This is a genomic window from Dellaglioa sp. CoH-56-MRSF-13 (assembly GCF_056782095.1).
The window spans coordinates 93,903-114,575 of sequence record NZ_JBXAYC010000002.1 but is presented as its reverse complement, the minus strand read 5'-3'; the positions used below and the strand labels follow the sequence as shown (position 1 = coordinate 114,575).

Below are 20,673 nucleotides of genomic sequence, written 5' to 3'. Positions count from 1 at the left end.
AGTTTAAAAATAATTATTTAATATATTAGTCTTTATCTGTGTAGAACATCACTGCAAAAGCCCCTGGACCACCATGCGTCGCAATAATAGGTGCTGTCTGTCGAACTAGAATATCAACTTTTGGGACTGCTGTTTGTAATAAATCGCGAACTTCAAATGCCTTTTTTTCATTTCCAGCATGAGAAATACCTACTGCTTTAACATTAGGTGTACTTTTTAATTCTTCAACTAAATCTGCAATAAATCTGTTAACCGTCTTCATACCACGGCCTTTATTTTTAATTTTTAATTCGCCATCAATCATTTCCAAAATAATCTTCATATTTAAAACACTTGAAAGAACACCAGTTAATCTTGATATACGTCCACCTTTGACCAGATTATCCAGAGTCATAACGGCCATATTTAGAGTTGAATTCTTACGGATTTCAGAAATTTTTGTTAAAATATCATCCATTGATGCACCTGAATTTGCTAACTTAGCAGCTGCTAAGACTTGAAAAGCCATACCTCGATCAGTAGAACGAGTATCAACAACGGTTACATCGGATTGACTCATTTCTGCAGCTTGCTCTGCAGTATGAACTGTACCACTAATTTGGTCAGTCATGTTAAGTGAGAGAACTTGGCTACCATCTGCCCCAAGACTGTCAAACATTTCTACAAAAGTACCAATTGGTGGCTGACTTGTTTTAGGTAACGTTTTTGACGTTTCCATTTTAGTCTCAAATTCGTCATTTGTAATTGATTCACCTTCAACGTAAATAGTATCATCAATCATAACGCTTAGAGGTATAATGCTAATGTCATTTTCTTTTATTTCATTATCTGTTAATCCAACAGATGAATCCGTTATTATTTTAATTTTTTTCATGTTTCTTCATCCACACTTTCTTAACAAAAGTTTTTAATCATGATACAATAATGTCACTATAAACTTTTCTATTTATAATGTCTAGTATATCAGAATTACTGGTCTATTTCACATAGAAATTGATGACTGAGGTGTTTTTTTGGAACATAATTACAGTAGAAGGTATCTCATCTTAAATGAGGTATTAAACGCGGTAACTCATGGTATTGGTCTTGGGTTAAGTATAGCGGGATTGATTTTTTTACTTATTAAAGGTGCTCATAATGGTAGTGCATTAGAAATTACCTCGTATGCTATATATGGTTCATCTTTGGTACTGCTGTACTTAACTTCTACCCTATTTCATAGTTTAATATTTACACGAGCAAGAACTGTTTTTCAAATCTTCGATCATAGTAGTATCTATATTCTGATAGCAGGTACTTATACGCCTTATTGTCTTCTCTCTGTTGGTGGGGCATTAGGTTGGACACTATTCGGAATCATCTGGATGATGACCGTTTTAGGAATTATTTATAAATCAATTTGGTTGGGTCATTTTAAAACAATTTCAACCATCATTTATCTAATTATGGGCTGGCTTTGTTTGAGCGCAATGATGCCACTTTATAATAGCCTCGGTACAATTGGGTTCTGGCTACTTGTTTCTGGTGGCATTGCGTTCACAATCGGCGCTGGAATTTATAGTATAAACGGTGTTAAGTACTTACATGTCGTTTGGCATTTATTTGTGATGTTAGGTACAGGATTAATGTTTTTTTCTATTTTATTATATACTTAAAGTTAAAAAGCGAAGACACATCCGTATTGGATATGTCTTCGCTTTTTAATTATTTTTTATCATAAATTCTAAATTCATGATCATATACATTTTTTTTGTCAATCATTCCCGGAATCGTTTCAATTAATTTCCAATGAGTATAATCAATAGGAATCATCATCACATCACCATCAAACGTAGCGTTAATTTTTGTTTGATACAATCTATTAACTTTTACATACATTTCAGAAAATAATGTTGCGCCACCAATAACAAAAATATCTTCAGAATATGTTTCTAATAAATCATTCAACTCTGGTATTGAATGAACAATCTTTAGAGTATCTGTTTCAACTAAATCGTTTTTACTTGAAAGAACAATATTAATTCGATTTGGTAATAGTCCCGGAAAACTTTCAAATGTATTTCTGCCCATAACAACGACCTTATTAAGCGTTGTTTTCTTAAAAAATTTTAAATCATTTGGTAAGTACCAAGGTAGCTTACCCTTATATCCAATATGATGTTCACTGTCTTCAGCCCAAATAAAATTAATCATTATTGACTCTCCTTAAGTAAATATTAAACTGCAACAGGCGCTTTAATAGGTGGTGCAGGATTATAGTCTTCTATTTTAATATCCGTCATATCGTATTCAAAAATACTATTTTTATCAGGATTTAACCATAATTTTGGCATGGGTTGCACTTCACGAGAAAGTTGTTCCTTCACTTGTTCTATATGATTATTGTAAATATGGGCATCGCCTAATGTGTGAATGAATTCACCAACTTCAAGTCCAACCTCTTTAGCAATTAGATGAGTTAATAACGCATAACTTGCAATATTAAATGGTACACCTAAAAAGACATCGCCACTTCTTTGATATAATTGACAACTTAATTTACCATCAGCCACATAAAATTGAAATAACGTATGGCAAGGTGGTAATGCCACATTTGGTACATCTTCTGGGTTCCAAGCGGACACAATTAATCTTCTAGAATCAGGTGTTTTTTTGATTGCTTCAATAACATCTTTAATTTGGTCAATCGTATCACCTTGTCTAGTTTTCCAATTACGCCACTGACTACCATAAACGTCACCTAATTCACCAAACTTTTTTGCAAATTCATCGTCTTCAATAATTTTATCGCAAAAAAGGTTTTTCTGTACTTCATATTCTTTTTTAAAATCAGTCTCTAAAAGTGATCGATGTCCAAAATCAGTCATATCTGGACCCATATACTGAGAACTTTCAATGTAATTTTTAAAAGCCCATTCGTCCCAAATATGATTCTTATGTTTCAATAAATATTGGATATTAGTATCACCTTTTAAGAACCACAGTAACTCACTCTTAATTAAACCAAATGGTACTTTTTTAGTTGTTAGTAGTGGGAATCCTTGACTTAAGTCAAACCTCATTTGATAGCCAAAAAGACTTTTAGTTCCCGTTTTTGTACGATCAGATTTATCATTTCCGTTCATTAAAATATCACGTTCAAGTTGCAAATATGTTTCTTCCATACGAAAATTACCCCTTTTCTGCATATTTACCTAAATAGTCCCAACGATTCATCTTTTCTTCAATTTCATCATCTAAATTATCAATTGACACTTGTAGTTCACTTAATGCTACAAAATCATTGCCATTGATATTCGACATATCACTTTCAGCTTTTTCTTTCTTAGCTTCTAAATTATCAATTGTCTGTTCAATTGTTTCAAATTCTTTTTGTTCAGCATAAGTTAATTTAACTTTTAATTTATCGTCAGAAATGGTGTCGTGTTCGATAATTTTTTCTTTTTTTGATATTGATACGGCATCATCCAGTGATTCTTTAGCAAGGTACGATGTAAATAATCCAGTATAACGATTAATTTTAGCATCGCCTTCAAAAATAAGTAATTGATCTGCAACTTTATCTAAAAAATATCTATCATGTGAGACAGTTATAACTGCGCCATTAAAAGATTCTAAATAGTCTTCAAGTACTGTTAATGTTCCAATATCTAAATCATTTGTAGGTTCATCTAGTAATAAGACATTTGGTTGTTGCATAAGTAATTTCAAGAGATAGAGTCTTCTTTTTTCACCACCGGATAGCTGTCTAATTAATGTCCCATGCATCGATCTTGGAAAAAGAAACTGCTCTAAAAGTTGTGTTGTACTTATTCGTTCGCCATGTTTATTTTCGATATTTTCACCAATTTCATTTAGATAGTTAATCATTCGTTTATCGCCAGGTATGGGTTCAGTTTGTTGCTGGTAATAACCTAATTTAACCGTTTCGCCCATTAGTAATTCGCCAGAGTTAAGTGGTAATTTTCCAGCAATTGCATTTAGTAAACTAGATTTACCAGCACCATTTTTACCGGTAATCCCGATTCTATCGCTCGCCTGAATCAACTCACTAAAATGATCAATAATTTTATGATTTTCTAAGACTAAACTAGCTTCTTTTAGCTCAATAACCTTTTTACCAAGCCGCTGTTGGCCTAGTCCAATTGAAACATCTTGATCAATTTGTAATGAATTCATATTTTCTTTTAAATCGTTAAAACGGTTAATTCGTGCTTGTTGTTTTGTTGATCTAGCTTTTGCTCCAGTACGCATCCAAGCTAGTTCCTTTTTATATAGCTGTTGTTCTTTATGCTCAGCGGTAACTTCCTGGGCAACTCTTTCAGCCTTTTGAGCAACGAAATCTTGATAGTTACCTTCATACGAGTGTAATTTACCAAATGATAGTTCTAAAATCTGGTTGGCAATTTGATCTAAAAAATACCGATCATGAGTAACAACAATTAAAGCTCCTTTGTACGTTTTAAGGTAACTTTCTAGCCATTCAATAGAACTAAAGTCCAAATGGTTTGTTGGTTCATCAAGAATTAATAAGTCAGGAGCTTGTATGAGTACTTGAGCCAAGCCAACTCTTTTTTTCTGTCCACCAGATAAGGTTGAGACTTTTTGTGTTAAATCCGTTATTTGTAATTGCGTTAGAATTGTTTTAACGTCATTATCGGCATTCCATGCATCTTCACGATTCATACGATCTTCCGCATCTGAGTAACGTTGCTGTAATTTTTCATCTTCAGGATGTTCACTATAGGCTGTTAAAACAGCTTCATAATGACGAATTGTTTCAAAAATAGGTGAAGCTCCTTCAAAAGCGGCTTCCATAATTGTCATATCATCATTTAATTCTGGTATTTGTTTTAAATAACTCATACGATAGTTATTTGGTTTAATTAAATCTCCTGAATCAGCTGGGTCAAGGTCTGTTAATGCATTTAATAACGTTGTTTTCCCTGAACCGTTAGTTCCAATCAATCCGATTCTATCTTTTTCATTAACAATAAAATTTAAATCATCAAATAATGTTTTTTCGCCGTATGTTTTCTTTAAATGTTCTACCCTCAGTGTTTGCATGTAATCACTCTCTTATCTAATTGATTCTCTTTTATAATTTGTATTACTAAGCATGTTTTGTAAAAAAAGAGATTAAATGATATTTAATCTCTTTTTTTACGCTAATTTTAACATTAGTTGCTTAGCCACTTTTAATAATTGAGTTGATTCGTTTGGGACTTCTTCTAGTAAAATACGATTTTCCAATATGGATAAAATTTGGCCTAATTTTTCACCTGGTTGAATACCAACATCTTTTATTAACTGTCGTCCATTAATTGCCATGTCTTTTTTAGACTTAATTGGAAGTGCAGTATAAGCAACTGTCAGCATTTCTGCATCTAAATTACTATTAAATATTGCTGCAACTTCATTTGCAATTAATAATAATTCTAATCCAGTTTCATACATCAGTTCTCGATTAACGGAATCATGAATAATACCGTTAAGTGCTTTGATAACTATTTGAACGTGTGTAATTAACTCATTTGAACTTTTCCATGAGATTAGAAAATGATTAATATTAGTTTCTGTTATCTTTAGAACATGAATAATTAACGACCAAGCAGCTACTTCTGATGTAAGTTTAATTGATTGCATTTTTGACATATCAGTTAGTTCCGATAAATAATTATTAAATTCGGGACAATATTTTACTAAATCTGATTCAACAAAATGTCGAAGTCCAATTTGAGGATTTTTTCCCAACAGTAATTTAATAAATTCAATATGAATCCGTTCAATAGCAATCTTTTTCAATAGTGGTGCATGTTTATTTAATGCTTTCTTCGTTTCCATTTCGATTGTGAAATCTAATTGGCTTGCAAATCTAATTGCCCTCATCATTCGTAAAGCATCTTCATTAAAACGTTCATCAGCAGTGCCAACAGCTCTAATGATGTGATTTTCTAAATCTTGTAGTCCGTTGAACAAATCAATAATCCGTCCATCATGTGTCATTGCTAAGGCATTGATTGTAAAATCACGACGTTTTAAATCTTCTTCTAAAGAGCGTACAAATTCAACATGATCTGGACGTCTAAAATCTTGATAAGTTGATTCTGTTCGAAATGTGGTGATTTCATAACCTTCTCCATGATCTAAAACCATAACAGTCCCATGTTGAATACCTGTATCTACCGTCTTATTAAAAATTTCCTTAATTTCCTCAGGGTATGCACTAGTGGCAATATCAATATCATGGATTGGTAATCCTAAGATAGTATCCCTAACACTTCCTCCGACAAAATATGCTTCAAAACCAGCATTTTCAATGGCTTTAATCACTGGTTCAGCATTAATGAAATCATCCGCAAGATTGGAAACTATCATAATATATTTTCCAATCCAACTAGTAATTCTTTATATTGTCCAATTTTTTCAGTAGCTAATGCAACACCAGACATGAATGAAATACGGTCAAATGAGTCCTGACGAATAGTTAATGCTTCACCCTCGCCACCAAATAAGACTTGTTCATGAGCAACATAGCCTGGTAAACGGACACTATGAATTCTCATGCCTTCAAAGGCTGCACCTCTCGCACCTGGTAATGTTTCTCTTTCATCAGGGTTGCCTTGAATTTTAGGTTTACGAACTTCAGCAATTAATTTTGCGGTATTTAAGGCTGTACCACTTGGAGCATCCAATTTATTATCATGATGCATTTCAATAATTTCAACGTCAGGTAAATACTTAGCAGCTTGTTGCGCAAATTGCATTAATAAAACAGCTGAAATACCAAAATTAGGAGCAATCAATCCACCTAATTTTTCTGTTTTACATAATTGTTTAAGTTCAGCTATATTATTTTCCGATAAACCCGTAGTCCCAATAACTGGTGACATATGTTTCGAAATAGCAAATTTAGTATTTTCGAAAACAACACTTGGGACAGTAAAATCAATCCAAACATCGGAAACTACGTTTATTTCATCTAGCTTATTGAATATTGGGACATTCTCTGTCTTATAGTCAGTAATTTCATTTATATTTTTTTCTGTAGCTGTAGTACTATAGACTCCAACTAATTCAAATAATGGATTTTCTAAGATCATATTTGTTGTAGTGGCACCCATTCGTCCTTTAAATCCAGCAACCAAAACTTTAATCATAGTAATCCTCCTCATCTTTAATTAATACAATCTAGTTTAACAGATTTATACTAGATTTAAAATGATAGTCAGCAGACATTCATCGATAATATGGTATGATATTTATATTGAATTTATTTCAGGGGGTAGAACTAATCTTAAAAAATGAACGAATTAAAATAATCGATTTAGTAATGATTGCGTTAGGTTGTTGTTTTTATGCATTTGGATTAGCAACCGTTAATATAACAAACCATCTTGCTGAAGGTGGTATAACCGGAGTTACTTTAATTTTACGTTATTGGTTTCATATTGATCCTGCGTATTCAACAATTGCAATTAATGTTCCATTAATCCTTATTGGTTACCGTTTTTTAGGTAAACGATCATTAGTCTATACTATATATGGAACAATAATGTTATCTCTTTTCTTATGGATTTGGCAACGTGTTCCGATTCAAATTAATGTAAATGATGATTTGTTTTTAGCAGGTATCCTTGCTGGTGCTTTTGGTGGCCTTGGGTCAGGCTTAGTATATCGTTTTGGTGGTACTACTGGTGGAACTGATGTAGTGGCTCGAATTTTTGAAAAAACACGTGGTATTCAAATGGGTAAGACAATTCTTGCCCTTGATATTGCTGTTTTGGTCATATCACTTAGCTACTTAGATTTAAGGCATATGATGTATACCCTACTAAGCTCATATGTTTTCTCAAAAATTGTTAACTTCACTCTTGAAGGTAGTTATTCTGGACTTGGCATCTTAATAATTAGTGACCAATATCAAATTATAACTAATGAAATTTGGGATAAATTAGGCAGAGGTGTTAGTTACATCAATGGTGAGGGATCTTATTCTCGCCAAAATAAAAAAATGATTTATGTTGTTATCAACCGTAATGAACTTCATCAGTTGAAGGAAATATTACAAAACCAGGATTCAAATGCTTTTGTTTCAATTAGTAGTGTTAATGAAGTACTGGGACAAGGGTTTAGTTTTAATCGACAAAAAAAGAATAAAATCACTAATATCACTAATATCTTTAATAAATGATTGGTCTTGCGCACTGCGATTTTTGCAGTGCGCTTTATTAGTGTGATATAGTTAAAGTAACTTATTGTTTATTACTAAAGGAGGCAATTAAATGAATTATCCCTATCAAAAAGCTTTTAATTTATCATTAGAATCCAACTCTTTGTCCCCATCAACAATTTTAGAATATAACTACGATATTCATGATTTTTTTAACTATCTTCTAAATTTTAATGATGCATTCTCTAATTCAATAATGGTTGAAACTATCTTAGAATCAGACGTTCGTCAATATTTAACTATGCTTCAAGATAAAAGAAATATTAAAAATTCAACATATACTAAGGTTTTATCGCATCTGAATGGTTATTTTAAATATTTATTTACCCATCAGATAAATACTCATATTCCAACATTAATGTTAAAAGGGAAAAAAAATATCGCAAATTCTGTTATAACCTTCAATTGGTTAATAGACTTCGACTCTTATCTTTTAAATTCAGAAATTAGCTACTATTCTCGACTTGTTTTATTAATGACACGGCATTTCTTTAAAATTTCAGAAATCTTACAACCTGGTTTTTTCGTTAGCTTTAAACAATTAACATTTACGGAAACAGAGGAATTATTTTTGAAGCAATTCAATACCTATATTAAACAACTACAAATTTTACAAAACTCCAACGATTGCTTTTTAAAACTGCGTAAAAATGTTGAAGCACCTTTATTATCTTTACCTGGTCTACATAAATTTTTAAAGAAAGATTTACAATTTATTGCGCCAAATGTTTCACCACGTCTGCTGTACCAGTCAGCTATTTGTTTTTCTATTCTCACTAACAATACGATGACAGATTCAGAAATTATGATGACGTTAAGAATTGATCCAAATTCACTTTTATACTACCGTCATTTAATTATTGAACAAAAATTAATCATATAAACCTTAAAAGAGCAACAAAAAGGAGCTAGAAAAATTCTAGCTCCTTTTTGTTGCCCAAATATTTTTAAATTATGCTACTTTTCGCCATAACTTTATCTAACCAATAGTCTTAATAATTCGTGCTGGATTACCTGCGATTAAAACATTATCAGGTACATCTTTTGTTACCACACTACCAGCACCAACGACGACATTATTTCCAATCGTGACACCAGGTAAAACAATCACTGATCCACCAAACCAACAATCATCACCAATTGTAATTGGTGCATCATATTGCCATCCTTCACGACGTAAATTTTTGTCCATAGAATGATGATTAGGTGTATATAACTGACAATTAGGCCCAATGAAACAGTGTTCTCCAATTGTTATTTGTCCTGCACTTAAAATCTGTAAATTAGAATTAATAAATGTGCCTGACCCTATTTTTAACATTTCCGGCCATTCTATAGTTGAAATTGGAAAATATATTTCAGCAGATTTTTCCATATTAGGTAAAAATTCTTTAAGCATTTTATCTGCATCATTCGTATCATGAGCCGCCAATTTATTTATTTTATAAATAGTTTGTGCACTTGTTTTAACAGTTTTTTGAGCCCATTCTTCTTTAGAATATTGGTACCAATCGCCATCTATAATTTTCTCAGTAATACTTTTTTTACTCAATCGTTCAATTTCTTTTTCGTTTAAATCTTTCATGTCCCTACCCCCGATATATAATTTTAGATAATTAATCGCCATTTAAACAACATTACCTATCTAAAATTATATCCTTAATAGCAATTAAAAAGCAAAAAATAATAATATCATTTATAAATATACCATCATAAATTCTATAATCTCTTTTCAAAAATTAAATTTTGGTCATTTTGTTCTATAAAGTGATAATTATTAGTCTTAGCTACTTTCAAACTTTTTATATTATTCAAATCTAGTATTATTTTTAATTTTTTTAACTTATATTCCTTTATAGCTAGTTTCTCAAGTTCTGTTAAGGCCTTTGACATTATTCCGCGTCCTACATACGACTTGTCTAACCAATAACCAACCTCAGCAGTTCCCATATGTAAATCTATTCCATGTAAATCAATCATGCCAACGATATTCTTATTAATTTTTATAGCGAAAATTAATTTAGTTTCATCCTTAAAAGAGTCTCTTAAAAAAATTATTTCATCATTAATCGATTTCATAGCATTAACCCATGGAAGCCACTCACTTAATTCAAGACGATTACGACTAATTAAATTAAATATTTCAGTACTATCTTCTAATTTTGGTATCACTATCTGATTTGTAATCATTTTACTTCCCCTTCTTTAAGCAAATCTTACAAATTGCTAACAAAAAACGCTTATACCAAAAGAATGATATAAACGTTTTATTTTAATAATTTATATCATTTTGAATATCAATAATTTCTTGATCATCAGGTACTAAAGCTAAGTAATGTTTAATTGCGTCCTTTAACTCCTCTTGTCGTCCGTTCTCTCTAAAAATAAATATAACAGATCTTAAAAAGTCAACTTGATTAGTAAAATAAGGGTATGCTTCTAAATAATTTTCTTCAGCTTTATCATAATCTTCAAGTCTTTCATATGAAATAGCTAAATTCCAAAATATTTGAGGATCTACATCTCCGTCGCTCTTGATATCTTCTAGTAATTTAATATCTTCATCATCACGTTCTTGCTTAACTAATAAATTACTTAATTGTAATAATATGCCAGTATTATCTGGATTAATATCAATTGCTTTATTTAAATACTTTTCAGCTTGCTTCTCATCGTCCAATTTTAAGGCAACAGTCGCTGCCTGTTCATACAATGTATCATTTACCTCGTCAACCGCTAACCCTTCTTGATAGACAAGTAAAGCATCATTCAATCTATTCTCATCTGAAAGTGCTTGACCAAGAATTGGATATAAGGATGTATACGAAGGATCTTCTTCCTTCAAATCATAAAGAATATCAATTGCTTTTTGTTGATCATTTAATTGTAGATAGGTTAAACCCATCTGTAACTTAGTATCAGAGTCCATATTTTCTAAATGAATTTGTTCTAAATATGCCATTGCTTTTTCAAACTGCCCACTGTTTGCGTAACTAACACCTAATCTTTGTACTAAGTTAACCTGTGACAGTTCAGTCTGTCCTGATTTAATTAATTCAAGATAAAATCCGATTGCCTGACTAAATTGTTTTGTATTAAAATATAGTTCGCCTAAAGCAAATTGGATAACTTCTTCTTCAGGAGCCAACTTATATGCAGTTAATAATTTATTTTCACTAACTTCAAACATACCTTGTGTCTGATATAAATCGGCAGCAACCATAAGAGACTGAAGATAAGCTTCTGAATCTTCTTCAATTTCTGACAAATAGTTAAGTGCTTCATCAGATTTTCCTTCACTAATTGCAATATCTGCCAGGAATGTTTTTAAAGTATCTTCTTCTGGATATTTTTCTAATAATCTTTCATAAGTACGTTTAGATTGAGCTAAAAAACCTAAGCTATATAACTCTTCTGCTAAACTAAATAATGTTGCATCATTGTCTTTTCTTAATGCTCTGGCAAATTCTTTCATTGCCTCATCAATTTGTCCTTCGTCCAAGTAGTCTAGCATAATTTCTGAATGCGTCATTAAATAACTTCCCTTCATTATTAAATTAATATGGTTTAGTTTAATCTATCATACACACAATAGCTAGTAATCTCGTACATAACTATTGTCTATAAAATAAATTATAGATTGAAAAAGCTAGTACAAAATGAATTGTACTAGCTTTTTCTAAGTATTATTTAACAGAATCCTTTAAAGCTTTACCTGGTTTAAATGCAGGTACTTTACTTGCAGGGATTTGAATTTCTTCACCAGTTTGTGGGTTACGACCTTTACGAGCAGCGCGTTCACGTACTTCAAAGTTACCGAAACCGATTAATTGAACTTTTTCACCTGTAGCTAATGTGCTTTGGATTGAACCAAATACAGCATCAACTGCGACAGTAGCATCTTTTTTTGTCAATCCTGTTTCTTTTGCAACATTTTCGATTAATTGTGCTTTGTTTGCCATAATGTTTCACCTCCCCTAAAATGTGTCCGAATATTTAAAAATATTCAGCCATTATTATTTAAAATAAATAATAATAATAGAACCAGAGATTACTCTACTAATTCTTTATTTAAGATACCATACAAAACGTATTACATCAAGGTATTTAACTACTTTAGCAGAAAAAAAGATGGCATGGTAGCGTTTTATCAATTTGAATTATTTTCTTCTTCTTTCAATAACATGAATTGGTGTTCCTTCAAAATCAAACGATGTTCTAATTTGATTTTCTAAGAAACGTTCATATGAAAAATGCATCAAATCAGTATCATTAACAAATACAACGAATGTAGGTGGTTGTATTGCTACTTGTGTTGCATAGTAAATTCTTAAACGTTTTCCATTATCAGTTGGCGTTGGATTATGGGCTACTGCATCCATAATGACATCATTTAATACTGAAGATGTAATACGACGACTATGATTTTCATTTACGCGTTTAATTAATTCGGGTATCTTAGATAATCGTTGCTGTGTAATTGCAGACACAAAAATAATAGGAGCATAACTAAGATATGCAAATTCTTGACGTATATTAGCCTCAAAATCAGATAATGAATGATTATCTTTTTCAAGAGTATCCCATTTATTTACGACGATAATGATACCACGTCCTGCTTCATGGGCATACCCTGCAACTCTCTTATCTTGTTCCCGAATACCTTCTTCAGCATTTAACACAACTAAAACAACATCTGAACGATCAATAGCACGCATGGCACGTAGTACAGAATACTTTTCAGTATTTTCATATACTTTTCCGCGTTTTCTAATACCAGCTGTATCAATCATTGAGAACATATCGCCCTCTTCAGTATCAAAAGCTGTATCAATTGCATCACGTGTAGTCCCTTCAATAGGTGAAACAATAACACGATTTTCACCCAGGATTGCATTCACCAATGAAGACTTACCCACGTTAGGACGACCAATCAAACTAAACTTAATTCGACTGTCATCTTCATCAGGAATATTTTCAGGGAATTTCTTTGTAATCTCATCCAATAAGTCACCAACCCCAAGGCCATGACTACCAGAAACTGGAAATGGTTCTCCAAATCCTAATGAATAGAAATCAAAAATATCTTGTCTAGACTCGGGATTATCAACTTTATTAACCGCTAAAATAACTGGCTTATCAGAACGATATAAAATTTTAGCCACTTTCTCATCAGCATCCGTTACGCCTTCTTTTACACTTACAAGAAAAACAATAACATCAGCTTCATCGATTGCGATTTGTGCTTGTTCAGTGATTTGCGTCAAAAAGGGTTCATCACCGATATCGATACCACCAGTATCAATCAAGCTAAATTTTTGCGCTAACCACTCACTATGAGCATAAATACGATCTCGTGTAACACCAGGAGTATCCTCAACAATTGAAATTCTTTCCCCGGCTATTCTATTAAAAACTGTGGACTTTCCAACATTAGGACGTCCAACAATTGCTACAACAGGATTTGCCATAGATAGTACCTCACTCTCTAAATATCTTTTGTAATAAATAATAAAAACGACTGAACTACAGTTCAGTCGTTACTTAAAAATAATATTTTAATTATTTGTTAGTATCTGCATCTTCTAATGCTTTACCTAAAATATCACCAAGTGTGAAACCAGTACTTTCTTCTGGCATACCACTCATTGTTGATTTAGGAGCTTTAGCTTTTGGTGCAGCTTTTTTAACTGTTTTTTTCTTTTCAGGTTTTTCTTCTGTTGCTGGTTTTTCTTCGAGAGCTTTAATTGATAAAGCTAAACGATGTTCTGCTGGATGTACTTCAAGTACTTTAACTTGAACAGCTTGGCCAGTTTTTAAAACTTCGCCTGGTGTAGCAATATGTGTGTAAGAAATTTGTGAAATATGAACTAATCCTTCAATTCCAGGCATAACTTCAACAAATGCACCAAATGTCGTTAAACGTTTAACAGTACCATCTAAGACGTCATCTACATGGATATCATTTTCAACATTATCCCATGGTTGAGGTAATGTTTGTTTGATTGATAATGAAATACGATTCTTATCTAAATCGATTGCCAATACTTTAACTTTAACTTCTTCACCAACTGATAAGACATCTTCTGCCTTAGAAATACGGTTGTAAGAAATTTCTGAAATATGAACAAGTCCATCAATACCACCAAGATCAACAAATGCACCGAAGTTAGTTAAACGGGCAACTGTTCCTGTTACAACTTCACCAACTGTTAAAGTTTTAAGAGTTTCTACTTTTTGAGCATCTCTTTGAGCTTTAACAATTGCTTTATGTGATAAGATTAATCTATTTTCAGTTGGGTCAATTTCAATAATTTTGAAATCTAATGTTTGATGGTTATATTTTGATAAATCTTCAACAAAACGATCATCAATCATTGAAGCGGGTACGAATCCACGCACACCAGCATCAGCAACTAATCCACCTTTAACAACTTGTGTTACTGTAGCTTCGATTGTAGCATCATCATCAGCTAATTTTTGTAAGTCATTCCAAACTTCACGTTCAGCAATTCTTCTTTGTGATAGTAAGTAACTACCACCTTCTTTATCGCCACCGATACTTGAAATAACAACTAAATCCATAACGTCACCAATTTTGACAACGTCTTCTGTTTCTTCACCAGCTTTAAGTGCTAGTTCTTTAGCTGGTACAACACCTTCAACACCGGCGCCTTCAATACCAACAATGACTTGTTTAGCATCATCGATAGCTAAAACTTCACCTTTTATAACAGAACCAACCTTAACTTCACTTACACTATTTAATGCTTCTAGTAAATCATTATTTTCTTCAATATTACTCATGGACAATGTCCTCCTTAGCGAATAAACTCTATTTATTATTTTAGCTGAAATGAAGAGTAATTACTAGTGCTAATACTCATTTTTCACATTTTATTTTATTATTTGTTAATTATATCCATAATTTTCTGTACGACCCCATCAATATTCATTGAAGTCGTATCTACAAGTATAGCATCTTTTGCCTGAATAAGCGGAGAAATTTCACGTGTAGAATCTTTTCGATCTCGTTCGGCAATTTCAAACTCTAAAACATCAAGTGTTGTATTAATACCCTTAATTTGATTTTCCTTAAATCGGCGAAGAGCACGTTCTTTAACACTCGCAACTAAGAATATTTTAACTTCAGCATTTGGTAATACTGTCGTTCCGATATCACGACCATCCATAACAATTGATCCATCTTCGGCAATTTCTTGTTGTCTTTTAACTAATTCCTTGCGTACACCTTCTTGAGCAGCAACCGTTGAAACATTATTAGTTACCTCAGGTTGCCTAATTGCTTGTGTTATGTCTATATTGTTTATATAGACTAATTGTTCTGGATTTGCTGGTTTAAAAGAAATTATTGTATCTTTTAATAGACTAACTAACTTATCATCATTATCCAGCGCAACATTCTTTGCCATTGCTTCAAAAGTAATTGCTCGATACATTGCCCCAGTGTCGCAATAAACATAATTTAATTTTTTAGCAACTAATTTAGCGACAGTGCTTTTTCCTGCGGATGCCGGTCCGTCAATTGCAATTTGGATATTATTTTTCATCAAGTAATTCCTCCATAAAAATGGGATTGATTAGATATCAATCCCATATGTATATTATTTAACTCTTATTTTTTGTCCTGCACTAATAGAAGTAGTCAACCCTGGATTCATTTGTAGAAGTTGTTCTGTAGTTAACCCATTGTTTGCTGCAACACGATATATGCCTTGTCCTGCTTCGACAGTTACATATGACTTTGAAGATGCACTTGATGAACTATCAGAGCTGGTTGATTCACTAGACGCTGAGCTAGAGCTTGAATTAGTGCTAGAACTAGCTTTCTCTTTTGATTCAGAGCTAGCTTTTTCTTTTGATGCTTTTTCTTTCGATTCAGAACTAGCTTTTTCTTTTGATTCAGAGCTTTTCTTAGCACTTGAGCTAGAACTATCAGAATCATCAGTTTTGGTAACTATTTTTTTACTTACTGAACTCTCGCTTGTGGTTCTATCTTCTGGTTGGTATACTTTGTTACTTTCAACAATATAAAAAGCAATCGTTCCAATAATAATAGCTACAAAAACAACTAATAACCCCGTAGTTAATAATGAACTATTTTTACTTTTACGTCTATTCGCTGATCGAGAATAATTTCCATTATCGTCTCTATCGTCTTCGAATGATTTTTCCCAAGGCTTTTTTTCTGAATTATCTTTTTTATCACTCATTTTTCAATCCTCCTAAAAACAATTATCATTATTTTACCATAATAATCCAAATTATTCTCAAGATAATTTAAACAATCTTGAAATAATATTATCTGTTGATTGAATTAACTGCTTGTCATCATTTTTGATTATCTTTTTTTCTAATCCAATCTTTTGAAGTACATCCACATTAAATAACGCTGAGCAACAGAATTCATCATGTTCTATTAATTTCGATTCTCCAAAATGGTTTAAAATTTGTTGCTTTCGACAATTACTTGAATTAACAAACATTATCATATTTTGTAATCCAGTTTCTTTTTCAATTTTCCTTTGTCTAAAAAGGAACTGCACCTCTTCAACTGAGCTTTGTTTCTCATAGTAATAATCTAACAGTTTACCTTTTTCTTCTCCAAGACCAACTAATTCCTTATGTTTTTTAAAATACATCCTAATAAAATCATCATCTGGAATGGTTAAATCAATTAAGTTTCTTTGTAGAAACACATCATTTTCTTGAGAAAAAACAATTGCGATACTCTGCTGGCCATCTCGTCCAGATCGGCCAAATTCTTGTACGTAGCTTTCAAAATCAGCGGGCATATGATAATGGATAACGTATCTAATATCTTTCTTATTAATACCCATACCAAAAGCGCTTGTTGCACATATAACATCTATTTGATTTTCCATAAATTGTCTTTGTACCGTATACCTTGCCATATCATTCAAGTCAGCATGGTACGGTTCAGACCTTAATCCAGTGTTATTATTTATTAAATCTGAGACCTCATTTGCCTTTTTCTTGCTCGAGAAATAAACGATTCCAACACCCTTGATTTTATTCAATAAATTTAATAATTGCTTATTTTTATCAGATTCATCATGCACTTTTAAGACACTTAAAAAAATATTACTTCTATTAACCGATTTAATGATTTTATGAAAATCTCGACCTTCTGTTTTTAATTGTGTCATAATATCATTCTGAATATTTAGTGCAGCTGTGGCTGTCAACGCCAAAACGCAAGGTGTACCAAGTTTCACAATTGCATTATTCAAATCCAAATAATCAGGCCTAAAATCTGGTCCCCAAGTGGAGATACAATGTGCCTCATCTACAACAAATAGTGATACATCTATTTGTTTAAGGGCATTTATCACTTCAAATTGACTTAGCATTTCAGGAGATAAATAAACAAATTTATAAGATTGTATATTTTTTAACACATATTTTTTTTCAGAATAACTCAATATTGATGTTAATCCAATAGCTGTCCCATTACCACGAAAATTAAATTGACTAACTTGATCTTGAATTAAAGATAACAACGGTGAAACGATAACTGTCGTACCATTCATAAGATAGCCAGCTAACTGATAACACAATGATTTCCCAGTCCCTGTAGGTAGTACTGATAACGTGTCTTGACCAGATAAGATAGTTTCTATGGTTTCTTCTTGGCCTATCATAAATGAATCGAATCCAAAGTATTCCATCAATTTTTCTTTTAAATTAATTTTGGACATCTATTTTACTCCTATAAATTTGATACAAACGATAATCGAAAAAATTTATATCAGGTTTCTTATTTTGTATTATTTTAAAAGGTACTTGATCAATATCTCTCCCCATAATTTCAGATAAATCATTAACTATTTTTTTTGTTAAAAAAGTATCAAATGGAAATTTTTCACTAATCATTGCTAATTCAAGTAAATGTTCAAAAATTGTACTAGTCTTCAATCCTCTACTTTTAGCCACATCATTAACAGATAGGCCCATAGTAATTAATCTCATCGTTTCCTTTGCACTTTCAGAAATAATTCCTGTTTTTAGAATTGACTGAACTAATTCTTTGAACACACTTTGTTTTTGCTCCTCAATCCAACTAGCAAAAAAATTTATTGTATCTCTGTATATTAATTGAATCTCCATTTCTGATAGATTCAACTCATTTGCTAACTGTTTATTGGTCAATCCATTAAGATTATGACCAATTAATTTGTTCATAAATATTAAACTAGAATTTGTATCAATTTTTTGCACGAACAATCGTAATTCTAAATTAACTTGTTTTGTTAGTATTGTTTTGTCATTATTAGAAATCCATTTTTTGATATTAAATTTAGTTAATTCGGATGTTACGACAGGATAATAATGACGATTAACAAAGCTAAGTTCAGATACAACTTGTATAGCTAAAATACAAGTTTCTGACCATTCATTAAATTTATATTGATTTATTAATTTAGGGTGCTTAATTTGATATAAATCGCTTTTCGCTTTTTTTTGTCGAATTAAACCATTTTGCGTTAACCGAACTTGCCCATTAGATTCAGTGAGTAATTTATTTTGTTTCAACTTAGAAAGTATTTTTTGATATATTTCATTTGTAAATTGAGGATCAATACTAAAATAATCTAGCAAATCATAACGCATTCCCCAATATATATTGGAAACAGTATTCCGACCTGTAATAATGCTAAATATTACATTAGGTCGCCGATATTCGACATTAAACATTTGTAAGAGATAATCTTCAACCATAAAATACCATCCTTATAAAATAAAATGAGGAAGAATCACTTAAGAATTCTCCCTCATTAATTATACTATAGTTGTTTATATTTTTTATTATTTAACTGAACCCAACCATACATTCTCTGATATAAAAGACTAAATAACCCAACGACCAGAATTCCTTTTATAATATTAAAAGGAACAATACCAACAATAACGTACTTGGATACTGACATTCCGATATTCATACCGATAACATTCAAGTACACTGGTAGAATTACAAAATAATTTGCAATAGATAATACAGCAGTTAGTACAAAGGTACTCACTAAAACTGCCAAAATACTCTTTCCAAGTGTTGGCTTAAGGTTTCCTTTACCTTTGAGAAGATAATATGCTGGAAATGATACCGCCATTGATGCTAAGAAATTACTTCCAACACCTATCAAGCTGGCAATATCTGTTCCAGTTGAAACTAGATACAGCAATGAACGAACGACGGCAACCATCACACCGCTCATTGGTCCCAAAATAAAAAATCCAATTAAAATTGGTAAATCACTAAAATCAATTTTTAAATACGGAAAAATTACTGGGAAAGATAAAAACATTAATACGTATGAGATTGCAGCTAAGAACGCTGTAATCACAACTTTATAAACTGGTGACCGATTCATACTAGAAAACCTCCTGGAAGGCCATCTTCAATGAAGAACCTTTCAAGTAAATAAAAATGAACGCCATTAATCACTAAAGATTAACAGAGTTCATTTGAAATTACTTACTCAAATAAGCCCTATCTTCTTTATCCAGACTTTAACTGTCGGTACTGGAATTACACCAGTCCAGCCACATATACAATGTGGGTCGCGGACTATAACCGCCGGTCGGGAATTACACCCTGCCCCTGAAGACGAACCAAATATTTTATTACGCTACAAAATATAACATAGGATAAAATAAGTTACAATTATTTACGCTCGGCGATACTTTTCAATGCATGAACTTCTTCTTCAGATAACTCACGGTATTGACTCGAAGTTAATCCATATAAATCTAAGAATCCATAAGTTTCACGTTTTAATTTTTCCACTGGATGTCCGACCTCTGCCAACATATTTTTAACTTGATGATTTCGGCCTTCATGAATTGTTAATGAAACAATTGCTTTTTGCTTATTTTTATCTGCTGAAATAATTTTTGAATGAGCAGGAGCCGTTTTCTTACCATCAATTACAATTCCTTGACGTAACGTTTTTAAATCATCATTAGATGGAATACCATTCACTTTAGCGACGTAAGTTTTGTCAATCTTATACTTTGGATGAGTCATTTTGTTGGCTAACTCACCATCATTTGTCATTAATAATAATCCAGAAGTATCATAATCTAATCGACCGACTGGATAAATTCTTTCCCTTACACCTGGAAAATAATCCGTAACAACCTTACGATCTTTATTATCCTTAACAGCCGAAATAACTCCTCTTGGTTTGTAGAATAAATAATAGACTAATGGTTCTTCATTTAAACGAATACCATCAACTTCAATTTTATCTTCACTTGTGACCTTAATACCCAACTCACTTGCAACCTTACCATTCACCTTAACATGACCTTCTGAAATCATTTTTTCGGATTGTCTTCGTGACGCAACACCTGATTGCGCCATAACTTTTTGTAATCTTTCTGCCTCTGCCATA

21 protein-coding genes and 1 riboswitch are annotated in these 20,673 nt (G+C 31.9%); of the genes, 3 read left to right on the top strand and 18 right to left on the bottom strand.

What is annotated here, in order from left to right; translation table 11 throughout:
• Positions 1-25 precede the first annotated feature (25 nt).
• Positions 26-874 (bottom strand): DegV family protein, encoded by an 849-nt coding sequence (locus AC1RP1_RS02355; RefSeq protein WP_481761333.1) that lies wholly within the window; start codon positions 872-874, stop codon positions 26-28.
• Between the two features lie 139 nt (positions 875-1,013).
• Between AC1RP1_RS02355 and trhA the strand changes: the two genes are divergently transcribed.
• Positions 1,014-1,655 (top strand): PAQR family membrane homeostasis protein TrhA, encoded by a 642-nt coding sequence (gene trhA, locus AC1RP1_RS02350; protein ID WP_481761334.1) that lies wholly within the window; start codon positions 1,014-1,016, stop codon positions 1,653-1,655.
• A 49-nt stretch (positions 1,656-1,704) separates the two neighbouring features.
• On the opposite strand, the gene AC1RP1_RS02345 is transcribed toward trhA, so the two are convergent.
• From AC1RP1_RS02345 to dapB, 5 genes are all read right to left on the bottom strand, one after another.
• On the bottom strand, positions 1,705-2,193 hold the full coding sequence (locus AC1RP1_RS02345) for a dihydrofolate reductase (RefSeq protein ID WP_481761335.1): 489 nt from the start codon (positions 2,191-2,193) through the stop codon (positions 1,705-1,707).
• Positions 2,194-2,216: 23 nt separating this feature from the next.
• Positions 2,217-3,164, bottom strand: coding sequence for a thymidylate synthase (locus AC1RP1_RS02340; protein WP_481761336.1), 948 nt, complete (start codon positions 3,162-3,164; stop codon positions 2,217-2,219).
• 7 nt (positions 3,165-3,171) lie between these two features.
• Positions 3,172-5,067 carry an ABC-F family ATP-binding cassette domain-containing protein gene (locus AC1RP1_RS02335; RefSeq protein WP_481761337.1) on the bottom strand — a complete coding sequence of 632 codons (1,896 nt, stop codon included), beginning with the start codon at positions 5,065-5,067 and terminating at the stop codon, positions 3,172-3,174.
• A gap of 96 nt (positions 5,068-5,163) precedes the next feature.
• Entirely contained in the window at positions 5,164-6,378 is a 1,215-nt protein-coding gene (locus tag AC1RP1_RS02330) for a CCA tRNA nucleotidyltransferase (protein ID WP_481761338.1), read from the bottom strand.
• Positions 6,375-7,160, bottom strand: coding sequence for a 4-hydroxy-tetrahydrodipicolinate reductase (gene dapB / locus AC1RP1_RS02325; RefSeq protein WP_409022516.1), 786 nt, complete (start codon positions 7,158-7,160; stop codon positions 6,375-6,377). Before dapB ends, AC1RP1_RS02330 begins: the two co-directional genes overlap by 4 nt.
• 173 nt (positions 7,161-7,333) lie before the next feature.
• On the opposite strand from dapB, the gene AC1RP1_RS02320 reads away from it, so the two are divergent.
• Together AC1RP1_RS02320 and AC1RP1_RS02315 are read left to right on the top strand one after the other, a co-directional pair.
• Positions 7,334-8,194, top strand: a complete 861-nt coding sequence (locus AC1RP1_RS02320; RefSeq protein WP_481761410.1) for a YitT family protein — start codon at positions 7,334-7,336, stop codon at positions 8,192-8,194.
• A 91-nt stretch (positions 8,195-8,285) separates the two neighbouring features.
• The gene (locus tag AC1RP1_RS02315; RefSeq protein ID WP_481761339.1) at positions 8,286-9,116 is read left to right on the top strand and encodes a site-specific integrase; all 831 of its coding nucleotides are present in this window, start codon (positions 8,286-8,288) and stop codon (positions 9,114-9,116) included.
• Positions 9,117-9,212: 96 nt separating this feature from the next.
• Here the strand turns inward: AC1RP1_RS02315 and AC1RP1_RS02310 are convergent, their stop codons facing one another.
• The 12 genes from AC1RP1_RS02310 to AC1RP1_RS02255 all read right to left on the bottom strand — a co-directional run bounded on the left by AC1RP1_RS02310 (position 9,213) and on the right by AC1RP1_RS02255 (position 20,672).
• Positions 9,213-9,818, bottom strand: a complete 606-nt coding sequence (locus AC1RP1_RS02310; protein WP_481761340.1) for a sugar O-acetyltransferase — start codon at positions 9,816-9,818, stop codon at positions 9,213-9,215.
• A 134-nt stretch (positions 9,819-9,952) separates the two neighbouring features.
• A complete protein-coding gene (locus AC1RP1_RS02305; RefSeq protein ID WP_481761341.1) occupies positions 9,953-10,423 on the bottom strand; it encodes a GNAT family N-acetyltransferase in 471 nt (156 codons plus the stop codon).
• Between the two features lie 82 nt (positions 10,424-10,505).
• Entirely contained in the window at positions 10,506-11,765 is a 1,260-nt protein-coding gene (locus AC1RP1_RS02300; RefSeq protein ID WP_481761342.1) for a tetratricopeptide repeat protein, read from the bottom strand.
• Positions 11,766-11,919: 154 nt separating this feature from the next.
• On the bottom strand, positions 11,920-12,195 hold the full coding sequence (locus AC1RP1_RS02295) for an HU family DNA-binding protein (RefSeq protein WP_409022511.1): 276 nt from the start codon (positions 12,193-12,195) through the stop codon (positions 11,920-11,922).
• Positions 12,196-12,393: 198 nt separating this feature from the next.
• A complete protein-coding gene (der, locus tag AC1RP1_RS02290; protein WP_409022510.1) occupies positions 12,394-13,704 on the bottom strand; it encodes a ribosome biogenesis GTPase Der in 1,311 nt (436 codons plus the stop codon).
• Positions 13,705-13,795: 91 nt separating this feature from the next.
• Positions 13,796-15,040 (bottom strand): 30S ribosomal protein S1, encoded by a 1,245-nt coding sequence (gene rpsA, locus AC1RP1_RS02285; protein ID WP_481761343.1) that lies wholly within the window; start codon positions 15,038-15,040, stop codon positions 13,796-13,798.
• Positions 15,041-15,138: 98 nt separating this feature from the next.
• A complete protein-coding gene (cmk, locus tag AC1RP1_RS02280) occupies positions 15,139-15,804 on the bottom strand; it encodes a (d)CMP kinase (RefSeq protein ID WP_481761344.1) in 666 nt (221 codons plus the stop codon).
• Between the two features lie 54 nt (positions 15,805-15,858).
• Positions 15,859-16,467 carry a LysM peptidoglycan-binding domain-containing protein gene (locus tag AC1RP1_RS02275; protein WP_481761345.1) on the bottom strand — a complete coding sequence of 203 codons (609 nt, stop codon included), beginning with the start codon at positions 16,465-16,467 and terminating at the stop codon, positions 15,859-15,861.
• Positions 16,468-16,524: 57 nt separating this feature from the next.
• Positions 16,525-17,976: a RecQ family ATP-dependent DNA helicase gene (locus tag AC1RP1_RS02270; protein WP_481761346.1), complete on the bottom strand. Its 1,452-nt coding sequence runs from the start codon at positions 17,974-17,976 to the stop codon at positions 16,525-16,527.
• Complete coding sequence (locus AC1RP1_RS02265; protein WP_481761347.1) at positions 17,963-18,997, bottom strand: helix-turn-helix domain-containing protein; 1,035 nt, start codon at positions 18,995-18,997, stop codon at positions 17,963-17,965. The genes AC1RP1_RS02270 and AC1RP1_RS02265 overlap by 14 nt, the downstream gene beginning before the upstream one ends.
• 65 nt (positions 18,998-19,062) lie before the next feature.
• A complete protein-coding gene (locus tag AC1RP1_RS02260; RefSeq protein WP_409022504.1) occupies positions 19,063-19,647 on the bottom strand; it encodes an ECF transporter S component in 585 nt (194 codons plus the stop codon).
• A 117-nt stretch (positions 19,648-19,764) separates the two neighbouring features.
• Positions 19,765-19,889: riboswitch (FMN riboswitch) on the bottom strand.
• Between the two features lie 51 nt (positions 19,890-19,940).
• The gene (locus AC1RP1_RS02255; protein ID WP_409022503.1) at positions 19,941-20,672 is read right to left on the bottom strand and encodes a pseudouridine synthase; all 732 of its coding nucleotides are present in this window, start codon (positions 20,670-20,672) and stop codon (positions 19,941-19,943) included.
• Position 20,673: the final 1 nt, after the last annotated feature.